The sequence below is a fragment of the Desulfuromonas sp. KJ2020 genome (genome assembly GCF_024197615.1).
In the GTDB taxonomy this organism is placed as follows: Bacteria; Desulfobacterota; Desulfuromonadia; order Desulfuromonadales; family SZUA-540; genus SZUA-540.
Genome location: NZ_JAKUKE010000003.1, coordinates 389993 through 404311, shown reverse-complemented (window position 1 = coordinate 404311; position 14319 = coordinate 389993). Strand labels below are relative to the sequence as shown.

Sequence of the window (14319 nt, the reverse complement as noted above, 5' to 3'; positions counted from 1 at the left end):
GCTGGCTTTTCAGCCATGGTCTTTCAGGGTTGCAAAAAGAGCGGACGGCCTGGCACCTGGCCAGCCGTCCGGAATCTTCAGGAAATCTGCAGGTCGCCAAGATGGGAATTTTTATACACGCGCTTGATACGGACAGGCACGATCTGACCGATCAGATCGCGGCTGCCATGGAAGTTGACGATACGGTTCCAGGTCGTGCGGCCGAAAAGCTGCCCGCCGCCCTGGCGGCTCTCCCCTTCGACCAGCACCTCGAGCACTTGGCCCTGATCGGCCGCCCAGATCGAGGCGGAAGACGACTCCTGCAGCGCGATAAGGCGCCCGAAGCGCTGCTGCTTGATCTCCGGGGACAGCTCGTCTTTGAGCTTGGCGGCGGCGGTTTCGGGCCGACTGGAATAGAGGAAGGAAAAGACGTCGGCGTAGCGCACCTCCTCCATGAGCGACAGAGTCTCGGCGAAATCGGCTTCGCTCTCCCCGGGAAAGCCGACAATGATATCGGAGGTGAGGCGAATTTCGGGACAGACTTCCTTAAGGCGGCGGACGATGCGCAGATACTGCGCCCGGGTATAGCCCCGGTTCATGCTGTGGAGGATGTGATCGGAACCGCTCTGTACCGGCAGATGCAGATGCCAGCAGAGCTTGTCGAGAGCCCCGAAACAGTCGATCAGCTCGTCGGATAGATCTTTGGGGTGCGAGGTGGTGAAGCGGATGCGCTCGATCCCCTCGATCGCCTGGACACGGTGCAGCAGCTGGGCGAAGGAAATTTCGCCCTCTTCCTTGCGCCCATAGGAATTGACATTCTGGCCGATCAGGGTCACCTCGCGCACGCCCTGCCCGGCCAGATAACGGACCTCGTCAAGAACCTCGGCACTGGGACGGCTGACCTCGCGACCCCGCACGTAGGGGACGATACAGTAGGAGCAGAAGTTGTCGCAGCCCTGCATGACGGTGACGAAACGGCTGACCGACTCGCCCGGAGCACGATCGGGGAAGAGACGCAACCGGGTGTCGCGGTCGAGAAATTCCGTTTCAAGGCAGCGGGCGCGATTCTCTTCCACATCCCGCACCATGTCCGGCAGCTTGTGCACATTGTGGGTGCCGAAGACCAGATCGAGATAGGGCAGCTTGTCGAGCAGGCGCTGCCCCTCCTGCTGGGCGACGCAGCCGCCGACACCGACGATGAGACCGGGGTTTTCTGCCTTGATGGGCTTGAAGCGTCCCAGATGCCCATAGACCTTGCGTTCAGCCTTGTCACGAATGGAACAGGTGTTGAGCAGCACCAGGTCAGCACTTTCGGGCGCTTCGACCTGCCGGTAGCCGATCCCTTCCAGCAGAGCGACGATCCGCTCCGAGTCCACCACGTTCATCTGGCAGCCGAACGTTTCGAGATAAAAGCGTTTTTCCATAGTCACGCGATCAAAAATCCTCCGGGAAATAGGTGTCCGGGATGGTAATCAATCGAACCGCCAAATGTCAAACGCTAAAACGCCATAGGGACTCAGCCCCTATCTGCTTCACGTTCAAGCAGGGGCGTGAGCAAGGCCGTGAGCGTTTCGGGATGTTCAAGGCAGAAAAGCCGTCGAGGATGCGCGTCAGCGTGAAAGTACAGTCTCACGCTAGCGAGCTGGGGTCCATGGCGATCCATCCTGAAGTCGGCGAGGTCGGCAAGCTCCCTGAACGTCCTGCGGTCACGGAGGAGGCCGCCCCGCCAGTGCAGACGGCGATCCGTCAGGATGTAGTCGACGCGCCCCCAAAGGCACCGGTTAAATACCGGCAGCCCGACAGTCAGCAGCAGGCCCGCGATCAGCAGCAACAGGCTCAACCAAACGGGTCCAAAAGGCCATCCGGCCAGGCCGAGACTAAGGGGCAGCACACCCACCCAGTTCAGGCGCCAGTGCCGAAAGGTATAACAGCGAGGAGCCGGACGGCCTCGCCAGAGAATCTGCTCGCCCTCGCACAACGGGGGTTGCCAGCTCACTGCCTCCCACCCAGGGCCTGTATCCGTCCGGCCGCCGCCTGGCCGAGCTTGCCCTGAGGATCGGCCTTGGCGACCGCCTGATAGAGCTCAAGAGCCTTGGTGGTCTGTCCCGTTTTCTCGTAAGCCTCCGCCAGCAGATAGGCTCCCTGCAGACCGGGCATCAGCTCCATGGCCTTTTCCAGCTCCGCAACGGCGGCCTGATTTTCATTGCGCTGGAGATAGACGTAGCCCAGCCCCATACGCGATTCATAGTAGTTGCCATCGAGCCGGATGGCTTCCTGCAGGTAACGCCGGGCCGGGGCCAGATCGCCCAGGCGCAGCGAGGCCAACCCCAGGCCGGTGTAGATGAGAGCTTCTCCCGGCGCCGCGTCCAGGGCCTGCAGATAGGTCTCGATGGCAGCGGTCATATTGTTCTGGGCTTCGAGCTGCTGGGCGGCGTCATAGAGTTCGTAGGCTTTTTTCTTGGCGCGAATGCCGGCCGTGGCCTTCAGAAAGGGATCTTCCTGGAAGGAAAAATCACTGGCCTGCAAGGTAAAGGCATATTGGGACCGCACATAATCCTGGTTGGCGAGCATGCGCTCCTTGGAAAAGGGGTGGGTGCGGAAGAGGCCGCTGAGCCACATGGGTTCGGCACTCCCCTCAATTTGGCGATAGAAGAATTCCTGCAGCTGCACGCTGCCCAGGGGGTTATAGCCGGCCCTGACCATGTAATCGATGCCCAGGCGGTCGGATTCGCGCTCCTGCTCTCGGCTGTAGGAGCTGTCCAGCAGTTGGGCGGCGATCTGGCCCGCCTGCTGGGCCGCAGGTCCGTAGGCGGACTGCCCTGTCACGCCGGAGAGCACGGCCATCCCCACGCCCAGCAAGGCGCCGCGCTGCATCCCCGACACGGAGTGACGGGCCGTCACATGCCCGATCTCATGCCCCAGCACGGCGGCCAACTGGGCCTCGTTCTCCAATTCCACCAGCAGGCCGCGGGAGATGGCGATATACCCTCCGGGCAAAGCGAAAGCGTTGGGAGAGGAATCGTTCACCACCTTGAACTGGTAGGGCAGTTCGGGTCGCTCGCTATAGCGGCCCAGCTTGGCGCCGACCTCCTGAACATAGCGGCCCAGAGCCGGATCGGGATACTCCCCCTTCATCTGCTGGATGACCTGGGGATAGCTTTTTTGACCGATGGCGATTTCCTCTTCAGTGGAAACCTGGAAAAGGGCCAGCTCTTTTTTGCCGGTGACGGGATTGACGGCACAGCCACCCAGAAAAAGGGATAATAGAAAGGTGAGAATAAAAACAACGTGGATCAGCGGCTTCATGGCAGAAGACCTCCTTGTCGCAAGATATCCGTGGAAAATTAGATATTAGTGCGGATAGTCCAGTCATGCAACCCTTCAATCAAAAGGATCTCTTTCCGGAAACAGCCACCGCAACCCCACATTTTTTTCTGGATTTAACTGAGAACATCTCCTATCATTGGAGGGTTTTCCCGTCAGCCGCAATCAAAGAGAGTCGCAGAACTCAAAAGAGGAGTCACAGAGAATCGTATGCCGGAAAAAATTCGCAATATCGCTATTATCGCCCACGTTGACCATGGCAAGACAACCCTGGTGGATGCCATGCTCAAGCAATCCGGGGTGTTTCGTGAGAACCAGGTCATTACCGAAAGGGTCATGGACAGCAATGACCTGGAAAAAGAACGGGGAATCACCATTCTCTCCAAAAACCTGTCCATCCACCACGGCGGCCTGAAAATCAATATCGTCGACACCCCCGGCCATGCCGATTTCGGCGGCGAAGTGGAACGCGTCCTCAAGATGGTCGACTCGGTGCTGCTGCTGGTTGATGCCTTCGACGGCCCCATGCCCCAGACCCGCTTTGTCCTGAAAAAATCCCTCGACCTCGGGCTCAAGCCCATCGTGGTCATCAACAAGATCGACCGCCCCGGCGCCCGCCCGGTCGAGGTGGTCAATATGGTCTTCGATCTCTTCTGCGAATTGAACGCTGACGACAAGCAGCTCGACTTCCCCATTGTCTACGCCAGCGCCAAAAACGGCTACGCCATGCGCGAACTCGAAGACGAGTCCAAGGATCTGGAGCCCTTGTTCCAGATGATCGCTGAGCGCGTTTCGGCGCCGGAGGTCAACCCCGACGCGCCCTTCCAGATGCTGGTGACCAATATCGACTATAACGACTATATCGGGCGCATCGCCACCGGCAAAATCTTCAACGGCCGCATCAAGGCCGGCAGCACCGTCGCCGCCATCAACCGCGAAGGCAAGATCACCCGCGGCCGCGTCAGTAAACTGCTGGGCTACGAAGGGCTCAAGCAGATTGAACTGGAAGAGGCTTTCGCCGGAGACATCGTCACCATCGCCGGTTTCGACGACGTTGGTATCGGCGAAACGTTCGCCGATGCCGCCAACCCCATCGCCCTGCCCTATGTGGCCATCGACGAGCCGACCCTGTCGATGAATTTCATCGTCAACGATTCCCCCTTCGCGGGTCTGGAAGGCAAATTCGTCACCTCCCGCAATATTCGCGAGCGCCTCATGCGCGAACTGCGCACGAACGTCTCTCTGCGGGTGGAAGACACGGACAACACCGACACCTTCAAAGTGTCCGGACGCGGCGAATTGCACCTCTCCATCCTCATCGAGAACATGCGCCGTGAAGGCTACGAGCTCTCCGTCTCGAAGCCTGAGGTCATCTTCCGCGACATCGACGGCGTCCGCTGCGAGCCAATGGAATACCTGGTCATCGACGTTCCCGAGGAATTTCAGGGCACCGTCATCGAAAAGCTCGGCACCCGCAAGGCGGAAATGGTCTCCATGCACCCCATGGAAGGCATCAACCGCCTCGAGTTTGTCATCCCCGCCCGGGGGCTTATCGGCTTCCGCAGCGAGTTCCTCACCGATACCCGCGGCACCGGCGTTATGAATCACACCTTTCACGAATACGCACCCTACAAGGGCCCCATCAGCAGCCGCAAAAACGGTGTCCTCATCGCCCTGGAATCCGGCGAAACCGTCGGATATTCCCTCTTCAACCTGCAGGATCGCGGCATTCTTTTCGTCGGCCCGGGCATCAATGTCTACGAAGGCATGATCATCGGCCAGCACGCCAAAGAAAACGATCTCATCGTCAACGCCTGCAAAGGCAAGAAGCTGACCAACGTGCGCGCTTCCGGCAGCGACGATGCCATCCGCCTGACGCCGCCCCGCCTGCTGACGCTGGAGCAGGCCCTCGAATATATTGATGACGACGAACTGGTGGAAGTAACGCCGAAATCGATCCGGCTGCGCAAAAAATATCTCGACGCCAACGATCGCAAAAAATACGAGAAGAAAAACAAATAAAAAATCTTTTCTTCGCGTTAGCCAGCGACAAAAAGGCCCCGAATTTCGGGGCCTTTTCTGTTTCTTATTCGGAAAAACCTATTCATTTCTCTGCCAGACATAATAGTGGTTTATTCTGGAACTATCCCTTTTATTTCAGCCGTTTAATGGCGCCCCCCTCCTCTTTTGCCCAACCTTCCCCGGTAAATATAAACAAACGGTATGGCCAATAAAACAAACATAACGCTAACATATTGTTTTAAAATAGTTTTTTTGCATTTTTGCCTTGCATTAAGGCAAAGAGTTCTTATAATGAACAGAACTTTTGGTAAAAAAAACCAAATAACACCAGACGAAGGAGAAGAGAGATGGAATGCCCCATCTGCAAGAACACCAAGCACATTGAACTGAACTCTCACCCCGATGGTTTCGCCAAAAATCTGCAGGAATGCGGCGACTGCGGCCTGCTGTGGATTCGAAACGGCAAAGACGCCATCATCGTTCGGGATCCTTCCCAGAAACTGGCAGCCAACCAGTAAGAGGGCCCAGATAGAGCTCACCCCCATAAAAAACGCCACCAGGCTCCCCCTGCAACGGGAAAATGGTGACGTTTTTTTATTTTCTATTCCGTTCTGTCTCTCGGCCGCTACCGGGATGAAGACGTACCAATAAAACCCAGCCGCTCAATCAGAATCTGGGCGAGCTTCTCACCCAGCTTCTCCCGCGCCAGGGTATCGGCCCGGGAGGCAATCTGCGACCCTTCGCGCACATTCACCCGCACGGCATCGAGAATCCTGCCATCCGGCTCGACAAACTCCACCTGGGCCGCGGCGGCAACCCAGTGCCAAGGGTCCGAGGCCTTGTAGGCATCGACGCTGACATGCCCCAACAGCCGCACATCACCGGCAATCGAAGGGGCCAGCTGAATACCCAGACCGGTCAACGACTGGATCACCGCCCCCCGCACGATACCGTCGCGGTCGTCCTGCAGGTCAATGCCGACCTGAATCGTGCCGGCCACTTCATCGGCTTTGGCCGCAATGACGGCAGGGGAGTAAGGGGGTTCCGCCACCCAGCCGGAGGGATCGGTGATGCGCAGGTCGGCGGCCAGAGCGCTCCGCAGCTCGAGGGCTTTAAGAGCCTGCAGATAGTGTCCCAGCGCCCTGAAACGCGTGCTGGCCTGTTCCGCCTGACGGACCTGCGTCATGGCGCTCTGGTCGGCTTCGTTCATCTCGGCACGCAACGCCTGGCTGGCCTTCAGACGATCCAGCACAGCGAGGGCATGCCAGGTGCCGGCCTTCTCATTCTGCCAGACTTCGGCAATGTGAACTCCGGAGAGGACCTTGTCGCTGGTGGCGACCAGATCGGCCTGTATTGCCTGCCGGTAGCCGGCACCGGCGACGTTGCCGGCACGGTTGAGCCACTCGGACTCGGTGCTGACTTCCCGTGAGGCAATATGTACCGTGAATATTTTGGCCAGTTCCGAACGGGCGCGGTTTTCAGCTTCCACCCGGGTGGAAGCCATCCCCACCCCCACCAGATAAGCCTGTTCAGGATAGAGCGCGCTTTTCCCCAGGGTCCACTCGGGGGGTTTGGGCGCACAGGACGCCAGCAGCACCAGGGTCAGCAGACCCGCCAGCACACCAGTCCATCTCATAATGAAACCTCCTTGATATACTTGACTGCCTCAAAAAATCCGTAGCGTCACAAAGCGAACGTCCGCTTCGGCCGATCGCACCTGGCAAATCCAGCTGTCTTGGCCATCCCGTATCCTGATCTGGCGACCACAGTCCGGGTCAGGCAGCAGCGCCAGGTAAATTTCAGCCGGCAGCATCGACCAGGACCGCAAATCAGCCTGTTCTGTGATCAACGCCGTGATCTGCATGGCCAGACCGGCCAGCGGCCCGTTATCTTTTTCAATCTGGCGGGCTGCCACCTGCTTGGCTGTCGCCCGGGCAATGGCCTTGGCGAGGATGCGGCCGTTGCGATCCTCCAGACTGGCCCGGGCCACCTTTTCCACATCCTCAACCCGCTCGGGCCTCACCCAGCCTTCGCCCTCCAGAGAGACTTCCAGCCGCCGTGCCGGCCGCGGACGATCGACAAACTCGGGCAAGGCCAGCTTGACCGGAAAACCTTGCGACGTGGTAAAGAGGGTGAAGACCTCCTGCTTGACCGGCACCAGCCCGGTGGCAACGATAACGGCGATGACCGGCCGCTCATCTTCCTCGGCCAGTTCAAGCGCCTCTGCCTGTTCCCGGTAGTGGCGATATTCCTCCAGCAGACCCGAGCGTCTCGAAGTAAGCAACAAGCGGTTCCAGAGAAAATCGGGCGCCCTCACCCCATATTTCGGATAATTACTCTGATAGAGTTCGAGGCTTTTACGATACGCGATGAAGGCGTCGTTGTGTTCCCCCAGAGCCTCGTAGATCAGGCCGGTGAGCAGCCGCAGATAGGCACTTTCCTTGAACCGGTCCCGGCTGCCGAACGTGTCGGCAAAATAGTTCAGCTTCTGGTCGATCTTACGGCTCTCGATGCGAGCCCCCTCAAGATCGCCCAGGTTGAGAAAATTCAGGGCCTTGTAGTAGTTGAGGTAAACCGTTTCGTAATCGGCCCCGCTGTAGGCGATGAGATGGTCATTGGTGACAAAGCTGAGAGTTTCGGCCGACAGGCTGCGGGTAAACAGCTGTTCGACCAGGCGGTCGGCCTCCTCGAAAACTTCGTTGCTGCGACTGTACTCGCCTTCAAGGTGCAGGAGAAGACCCTTTTCCATCAGAAACAACAGGCGGTTTTTGTCACTACGGGCCAACGAGGACTTTTCCAATACAGCCAGGGCGCCGTCGTACTCACCCGACAGAGCCAGCACCGAACTGCGCTCCAGCGCTCTGCGGTAATCAGCGCAACCTGTCAAGGCAGCCAGAAGCAGCACACCAGCCAGCAGCGCTCTTCCCCACCCCATTTGTCTTCGTGTCATCGCCACCAATACCGCCGCAGGGCCGATTAGAGTTTGAAGCGGGCCCGCTCGACGAATTTCTTGATTTTCTTCTCGCCCAGCCATACCTTGCGGTTATCGACCATGTCGATCAGTTCCAGGTTAACCTGGTAAAAGACCACCATCTCCTTGCCTTCACGATCGACAATGGAATTGATAGAGCCGATGAGCATGAAATCCGCGCCGGCCTCCATGCCCGGTGCCTTGCGTGTCTCCGGCGAGGCGTGAATATCCTGGTCGAGACGCTCCTCGCGCACGCCCACCCGCTCTTCCGAAGAGGCGACAAAATTGGCCCGACCCGAGTTGATCAACGCCCTTTCCAGGTCTTTGGTGAAAGTTTCCGTACTGATATGTTCCGACGAACGATTGCGAACCTGGCCGACGATAATGTCGGGGGTCTTGCCGGTGCGGGTCACATATTGCGACAGCCAGGGCCTGTTCAGGCAATCCTGCACCATGGCTTCGGCCACCAGACGGCTGTCCGTATCGTTCCAGCGGCCCGACAGGTCGCGTACTTCATCCGTATCGATGCGGGTCACCTTGGTGCCACAGCCAACCAGTCCCAGAAACAGCACCAGCAGAATAAAGTGAAAAAAGCGCCATCGAATCATTTATTCTATCTCCTTCCCTCTTCCAGACGGATCTCGTCAAAAGCCTTCTCGGCATTGGAATGGACAAACCCCCGCAGGTCGGGGTCCATCTCCTTCATCTGCTCCAGGGTCGCCTTGACGCCATCCAGGTCGAGGCGGACCAGGGAGTAGATGGTGTTGGTCTCGGGGTCCTTCCAGTGGTCAACGACCTTCGCCCCCTTGACCGACACCTGGGTGAAGGTCTTGAGACTCTGCTCCACATGCTGGGACTCCATCTCCTGCCGTCCCATGGCTGCCGCCGTCGAAGTCTGATAATCGCGATAGAGGTTGGCGACATAGGTATCGAGCTGCTTGGCGATATCGGCTCGAGCCCGCTGATCGGCGGTCTGTACCGCCAGCGTCTGGCTGGAAATGCCGGCCACGGCACCGACACCGTAGAAGACCCGGTCACCTTCCTTCTCGAAGGCGCCGCTCCCCTGGTTGACCCAGTCGGGACCACCGGCCACGAGTTTGTGTTTGCTGCTGCAGGCGACCAGTGACAGCAACGCCAGAATCACCACCATTGTCCTGAAAAAAATCTTCATCTTCATGACTCCTTTACGCAAAAAACGAACCACGGTTGAAAAACACCCGCAACAAGGATTATCCCTTCGACAGGTTCAAAGTCTAGCAGGAATGCCTGGAATTATCATGGGAAAAATGGTATGACACCATACCGGAAAATGATGCTCCCCCGTCCTCACAGACCTTTTCACCCCGAGGAGATTACGCCATGACCGCTGCCTTTTTCTCACCTTTTCGCCTTAAAAACCTGGAACTCACCAACCGCTTCGTCCGCAGCGCCACCTGGGAAGGGATGTGCGACGAAAAGGGCGCGCCCGGCCAGAAGCTGGAGGATTATTACCGCCAACTGGTGCGTGGAGGCGTCGGCCTGATTATCTCGGGATACACCTTCGTCCGGGCCGACGGCAAACAACTGCCGGGCAAGATGGGCATTGACCATGACGCCCTGCTGCCGGCTCTGCGAAGCCTTACCGATGCCGTGCATGACGAAGGCGGTCTGCTGCTGTGCCAGCTGGTTCACGCCGGTGGGCAGACCAGCAGCAAGACCATCGGCACCACACCGCTGGCGCCCTCGGCTATCGATTTTCCCAGCTACGGCGAGACGCCGCGTGAAATGACTCAGGCGGATATCCGCAGCCTCGTAACAGCCTTTGCCGACGGAGCGGCCCGGGCCCAAAAGGCCGGCTTTGACGGCATTCAATTGCATGGCGCCCACGGCTATCTCATCCACCAGTTTCTTTCCCCCCTGACCAATCAGCGCCAGGACGACTACGGCGGCGACCTGGAAAACCGCAGCCGTTTCCTCTTGGAAGTCTATGCGGCGGTGCGTGAGGCCGTGGGGGCTGATTTCCCGGTCACCATCAAGCTGACGGCGGCGGACAACCTCCCAGAGGGCTTTACGGTTGAAGACGCCGTGAAGGTAGCCCAAAAACTGGATGCCCTGGGCATTGACGCCATCGAGGTCAGCTCCGGCAGCGCCGCATCCGGAGCCGAATCCCCCGTGCGCCAGGGGATCGACACCCCTGCGGACGAAGCCTACAACGTCCCCTTCGCCCGCCGCATCAAGGAAGCTGTTGCCGCTCCTGTCATGGTGGTTGGCGGTTTGCGCTCCTTGTCCGTCATGAAACGTCTCCTGGAAAATAGCGACGCCGATCTCTTTTCGCTGAGCCGCCCCCTGATCCGCGAACCCGCTCTGATCCGGCGCTGGCAACAGAATGAGGACCATCGGGCCACCTGCATTTCGTGCAATGGCTGTTTCCGTCCCGGCCTCAAGGAGGGAGGGATCGACTGCGTCGTCGAGAGGATCGAAGAGAAAAATCGCACCCCCGTCATCTGAACCGCATCGTGCGGCCATGGCTTTGGACTTGAAAAAAGGGCAGGTTGCGACTATATTGGCGCGACTTTGACGCCCAAAACGATGACTCGGTTTGTCGGGAGGTTATGTGGAAAAAGAACTCAATGCCAAAGAGAAAGAGACCTTGCTTGCCATCGCCCGCAAGGCGATTGAAACCTATGTCCGCACCGGCGAGACCTACGTCGAACCTCGCGAGGAAAAGATTCTCAATCGGCGCAACGGCTGTTTTGTCACCATCAAGCAGAAGGGCCAGCTAAGAGGCTGTATCGGCAACTTTCAATCCGAACTGCCCCTTTTCAAGGAAGTTGTCGAAATCGCCATCTCTTCGGCGACCCGCGATCCCCGTTTCTATCCCATGAAAGAAGAGGATCTTGACGATTTCTCCCTGGAAATCTCGGTTCTCTCTCCCTTGAAAAAAATCGAGAATATTTCGGAAATCGAAGTCGGCAAACACGGCATCTACCTGGAAAAAGGCTACTATCGGGGGGTCTTGCTCCCTCAGGTGGCAACCGAGCATGGCTGGGACCGCGATACTTTCCTCAAGCAGACCTGCATCAAGGCCGGCCTGCCACCAGAAGCGGCCACAGCCGAAGACACCGAAATTTACGTCTTCAGCGCCCAGGTTTTCGGTGAAGCTTAAACGGTTCACAAAAAAACGGCCCCATAAGAGGCCGTTTTTTTGTGTGCGCTGACACTTTAAATTAATCTTCTTTGGGCACGTTGCCGGAGGCGGACATCGGCTGTCCCTTCTGCACGCCGGGCGAACTCGGAGTTCTGTAGACGAATTCCCAGTCCCTGTATGTTGCCTTACCTTTGAAGCTATTGTTCTCTTCTGAAAAGTTGTCCTGCTGGAAGGGCTTCAAGCTACTGGAACTGCGCACCCCCATGATGCGCCCCCCCGGATCTCTGATCAGCACCCATTCCCCACCCGTCATCGGATCCGGATAGAGCCGCCTGATATGGCGCCGGGTTTCAAGGCTGCGCGGGTCTTTAAGCAGATCATCCAGCGTATTGGGATAACTTCTCGCCTGCGGCCTCTGACCTGCTCCGCTGGAGAAAAGATAGTAACTGCCAATCGCCTTGCGGTACTGCTCCCCCCGCCACAAAAGCTCCTTTTCTCGTGCCTGCTGCACAACCGTCTTCCAGCTTGAACCTGCCAGACCGGCGGTCAATCCCACCACCGTCACCATGACGAGAACCATCATCAGCGTCAGACCGCGCTGGTTTTTCAGAGGCTGCAAAATGGTCATTGTTCGCTCACCGGGTCATCACTGCAGAGTAAAAGTCCAGACATCACTTTCGCTGACGGCACCATGGCTGTCCTCGGTGACGACTTTCCAGAAATACGTTCCCGGCGCCAGACCGTCAACCTGATATTTCACGATCTCAACAGGTGTCGGCGTGACGCTTCCCGAACTGCCACCGCCCCCACCACCACAGGAAATCAGCAACAAACCAGCCGACACCAGACACAGCAGCACCGATATCGGGTTATAGCGCCCCTTTGGCCTCAGGCCCGCGCCCAGTAAAAGTCCGGCACCGAGCAAAATAACCGTGGATTCCGCCGTGGTGGTGTCAATGGAGGTACTCGGTAAAAAATCAGCATTTTGAGCATAAACAAGGGTTTCCGTCAAAGGATCGCCATTGGCATCCGTCCCCCTTGCCCACTCGAACAGCACCGACGAACCGGCAAGAACGACGCCATTCGCCGGGGCTCGCAGTTGGGCGGCGACGGGGGGAATGTTGAGCTGCTCGTAGGCGGCGAGGGCGTTGACCAAACCGTAGCCGTAGAAATTATCAGCTCCCAAGTCACCCAGATCCAGAGCAGAAGTTTTCAGAACGGTTTCGAGCTCGGACGGCGAGGCATGAGGAAAAGCATTGAGCAGCAAAGCCATGACACCTGTCACGTGAGGGGCCGAGAAAGAGGTGCCGGAGTAGAGTGCATAGAGAGCTGAGGGATTCGTGGGATGAAGATATGAAGTAAAAATATCCTCTCCGGGCGCCACGAATGTCGGGTAGACACCCCCATCACAAGTCGAAGGCCCAGTCGCGCTAAAAAAAGAAACTTCGCTGCTTGGGCCAAGGCTGCCCACGGCCACCGACTCCGGGTAATTTGCCGGGCTGATATCACCTGCTAGCATCGTATTGCCTGCGGCAAAGACCACGGCAACACCCGCAGTTTTAAGCCGCTGGACGTCTAAGCGAAATTCATCGATACACTGATTTATCTCTCCATCAAAACCCCAGGAGTTGTTCACAATGTGCGGCATATCATCCGTAGCAGGGTTGCTGTCAGGGTCAAGCATCCATTGAAAAGCTTGGTGAATTCTGGAGTTATCCGCATTCCCCTCGTCATCAAAAATTTTGGCGGCTATCCATTTGGCGTCGGGCGCGACCCCGAACGACGCTCCGCTACCATCTTCTCCAAGTATTACCCCAGTAACAGCCGTTCCGTGACCTGAACCCTCGGTGTCCGTCGGATACACAGGATCATACGGAATGGTTGTGTTTTTGTACGGATCAAACCAGCTGTTGCTGCCCCCCCGCCACTTGGTTGCCAAGGCTGGATGCGTCACATCGACACCACTGTCCATGACGCCGACGACCACCCCCGCCCCCTCATAGCCAAGCGCCCAAAGCTCCGGGGCGTTAACGGCATCGAGGTTGTACGACGAAAGGGCCAAGGGCGCTACCGTGGGTGCCGGCTGGCTCAGGCGAATGACTTCATCATAACGGATGGATTCCACTTCGGGCAGGCTGGCGATGTCTTCAACCTGGGCAGCGGTCAGTTTCACGGCCAGCGCGTTGATAAGCCACAAGGGACGCTCCCCCGTCACCCCCTGCTGACGAAGATAACGGATGACGTTCTGCTGGCTGCCCTCGGCGTGGTTCCTGAGATGACGGATGAGTTTGGCGCGGGCGGCGGCCCGCTCTTGACCTCGTCTCAGCCCGCGCACGGCGAAGGACTCTACCTCCGGCGGTGCTGCGAACTGGATAATGACCGGGACGAACTCGTCGGCGGCAGCGGACGGCAAGGCATTCTGAAGCCTTTGATCCAGAACTGCGCCAAAGGCGGTGCCGTAGGTCATGAGGCTCGCCATGAAAAAAAGAATCAGCAACGCCGGCGTACTGTATTTTTTTAAAGTCATCATCTGTGGCCTCGCTTTTTACGGATGCCTTTTCATTCTACTGCACGGTGCTCTCCAAGAACAGCCCCCAAAATCACCCGACCAGGCGATACCGTACCTTCGCTTTGCGATTTAACCGGTTTATTTCCAGCGGTTCGGGCAATTGACCAGTCATTGGTTCATCCAAGTGACCTTCTTCATCTTCTGAAAAAGTCCGAGCAACCTCAATATGTTCTCACCCGCTGGGGCCTTCCCCCTATGGCCTTCCAGCCAAACGGCAGACAATCCCCGACCGCCATTAGAAAAAACATCCCAAAAATCTCAACAAAGATCTGTTAAAATAGACCCTGCCGTAAAGAGTTCGCGAATCCCCCTATTTCGATCTAGGGT

At 57.8% G+C, this 14319-nt stretch carries 12 protein-coding genes; 4 read left to right on the top strand and 8 right to left on the bottom strand.

What is annotated here, in order from left to right:
• Nucleotides 1-77: 77 nt before the first annotated feature.
• On the bottom strand, nucleotides 78-1409 hold the full coding sequence (miaB, locus tag MJO47_RS10195; protein WP_253961019.1) for a tRNA (N6-isopentenyl adenosine(37)-C2)-methylthiotransferase MiaB: 1332 nt from the start codon (nucleotides 1407-1409) through the stop codon (nucleotides 78-80).
• 562 nt (nucleotides 1410-1971) lie between these two features.
• Complete coding sequence (locus tag MJO47_RS10190; protein ID WP_253961018.1) at nucleotides 1972-3285, bottom strand: M48 family metallopeptidase; 1314 nt, start codon at nucleotides 3283-3285, stop codon at nucleotides 1972-1974.
• Nucleotides 3286-3513: 228 nt separating this feature from the next.
• On the opposite strand from MJO47_RS10190, the gene typA reads away from it, so the two are divergent.
• Nucleotides 3514-5325 (top strand): translational GTPase TypA, encoded by a 1812-nt coding sequence (typA, locus tag MJO47_RS10185; RefSeq protein WP_253961017.1) that lies wholly within the window; start codon nucleotides 3514-3516, stop codon nucleotides 5323-5325.
• Between the two features lie 347 nt (nucleotides 5326-5672).
• Nucleotides 5673-5843, top strand: coding sequence for a hypothetical protein (locus MJO47_RS10180; protein ID WP_253961016.1), 171 nt, complete (start codon nucleotides 5673-5675; stop codon nucleotides 5841-5843).
• Between the two features lie 107 nt (nucleotides 5844-5950).
• Here MJO47_RS10180 and MJO47_RS10175 read toward each other — a convergent pair whose 3' ends face one another.
• The 4 genes from MJO47_RS10175 to MJO47_RS10160 are packed head-to-tail and all read right to left on the bottom strand — an operon-like array spanning nucleotide 5951 to nucleotide 9467.
• Nucleotides 5951-6961, bottom strand: coding sequence for an LPP20 family lipoprotein (locus tag MJO47_RS10175; protein ID WP_253961015.1), 1011 nt, complete (start codon nucleotides 6959-6961; stop codon nucleotides 5951-5953).
• 30 nt (nucleotides 6962-6991) lie between these two features.
• Nucleotides 6992-8275 carry a COG3014 family protein gene (locus tag MJO47_RS10170; protein WP_253961014.1) on the bottom strand — a complete coding sequence of 428 codons (1284 nt, stop codon included), beginning with the start codon at nucleotides 8273-8275 and terminating at the stop codon, nucleotides 6992-6994.
• Nucleotides 8276-8301: 26 nt separating this feature from the next.
• Nucleotides 8302-8904 carry a penicillin-binding protein activator LpoB gene (locus MJO47_RS10165; protein ID WP_253961013.1) on the bottom strand — a complete coding sequence of 201 codons (603 nt, stop codon included), beginning with the start codon at nucleotides 8902-8904 and terminating at the stop codon, nucleotides 8302-8304.
• A gap of 5 nt (nucleotides 8905-8909) precedes the next feature.
• Nucleotides 8910-9467, bottom strand: a complete 558-nt coding sequence (locus MJO47_RS10160; protein WP_253961012.1) for an LPP20 family lipoprotein — start codon at nucleotides 9465-9467, stop codon at nucleotides 8910-8912.
• 188 nt (nucleotides 9468-9655) lie between these two features.
• On the opposite strand from MJO47_RS10160, the gene MJO47_RS10155 reads away from it, so the two are divergent.
• Both MJO47_RS10155 and amrA read left to right on the top strand, forming a co-directional pair.
• Nucleotides 9656-10783 carry a tRNA-dihydrouridine synthase gene (locus tag MJO47_RS10155; RefSeq protein ID WP_253961011.1) on the top strand — a complete coding sequence of 376 codons (1128 nt, stop codon included), beginning with the start codon at nucleotides 9656-9658 and terminating at the stop codon, nucleotides 10781-10783.
• A 106-nt stretch (nucleotides 10784-10889) separates the two neighbouring features.
• The gene (gene amrA / locus MJO47_RS10150) at nucleotides 10890-11441 is read left to right on the top strand and encodes an AmmeMemoRadiSam system protein A (protein ID WP_253961010.1); all 552 of its coding nucleotides are present in this window, start codon (nucleotides 10890-10892) and stop codon (nucleotides 11439-11441) included.
• A gap of 61 nt (nucleotides 11442-11502) precedes the next feature.
• Here amrA and MJO47_RS10145 read toward each other — a convergent pair whose 3' ends face one another.
• Nucleotides 11503-12051 (bottom strand): type II secretion system protein, encoded by a 549-nt coding sequence (locus tag MJO47_RS10145; protein WP_253961009.1) that lies wholly within the window; start codon nucleotides 12049-12051, stop codon nucleotides 11503-11505.
• Nucleotides 12052-12069: 18 nt separating this feature from the next.
• The gene (locus tag MJO47_RS10140) at nucleotides 12070-13953 is read right to left on the bottom strand and encodes a S8 family serine peptidase (protein ID WP_253961008.1); all 1884 of its coding nucleotides are present in this window, start codon (nucleotides 13951-13953) and stop codon (nucleotides 12070-12072) included.
• Nucleotides 13954-14319 lie beyond the last annotated feature (366 nt).

Coding starts and splice junctions, on each gene's coding strand:
- MJO47_RS10190 (WP_253961018.1), bottom strand. CDS start 3,285: ATGAAGCCGCTGATCCACGTTGTTTTTATTCTCACCTTTCTATTATCC.
- typA (WP_253961017.1), top strand. CDS start 3,514: ATGCCGGAAAAAATTCGCAATATCGCTATTATCGCCCACGTTGACCAT.
- MJO47_RS10180 (WP_253961016.1), top strand. CDS start 5,673: ATGGAATGCCCCATCTGCAAGAACACCAAGCACATTGAACTGAACTCT.
- MJO47_RS10175 (WP_253961015.1), bottom strand. CDS start 6,961: ATGAGATGGACTGGTGTGCTGGCGGGTCTGCTGACCCTGGTGCTGCTG.
- MJO47_RS10170 (WP_253961014.1), bottom strand. CDS start 8,275: ATGACACGAAGACAAATGGGGTGGGGAAGAGCGCTGCTGGCTGGTGTG.
- MJO47_RS10165 (WP_253961013.1), bottom strand. CDS start 8,904: ATGATTCGATGGCGCTTTTTTCACTTTATTCTGCTGGTGCTGTTTCTG.
- MJO47_RS10160 (WP_253961012.1), bottom strand. CDS start 9,467: ATGAAGATTTTTTTCAGGACAATGGTGGTGATTCTGGCGTTGCTGTCA.
- MJO47_RS10155 (WP_253961011.1), top strand. CDS start 9,656: ATGACCGCTGCCTTTTTCTCACCTTTTCGCCTTAAAAACCTGGAACTC.
- MJO47_RS10145 (WP_253961009.1), bottom strand. CDS start 12,051: ATGACCATTTTGCAGCCTCTGAAAAACCAGCGCGGTCTGACGCTGATG.
- MJO47_RS10140 (WP_253961008.1), bottom strand. CDS start 13,953: ATGATGACTTTAAAAAAATACAGTACGCCGGCGTTGCTGATTCTTTTT.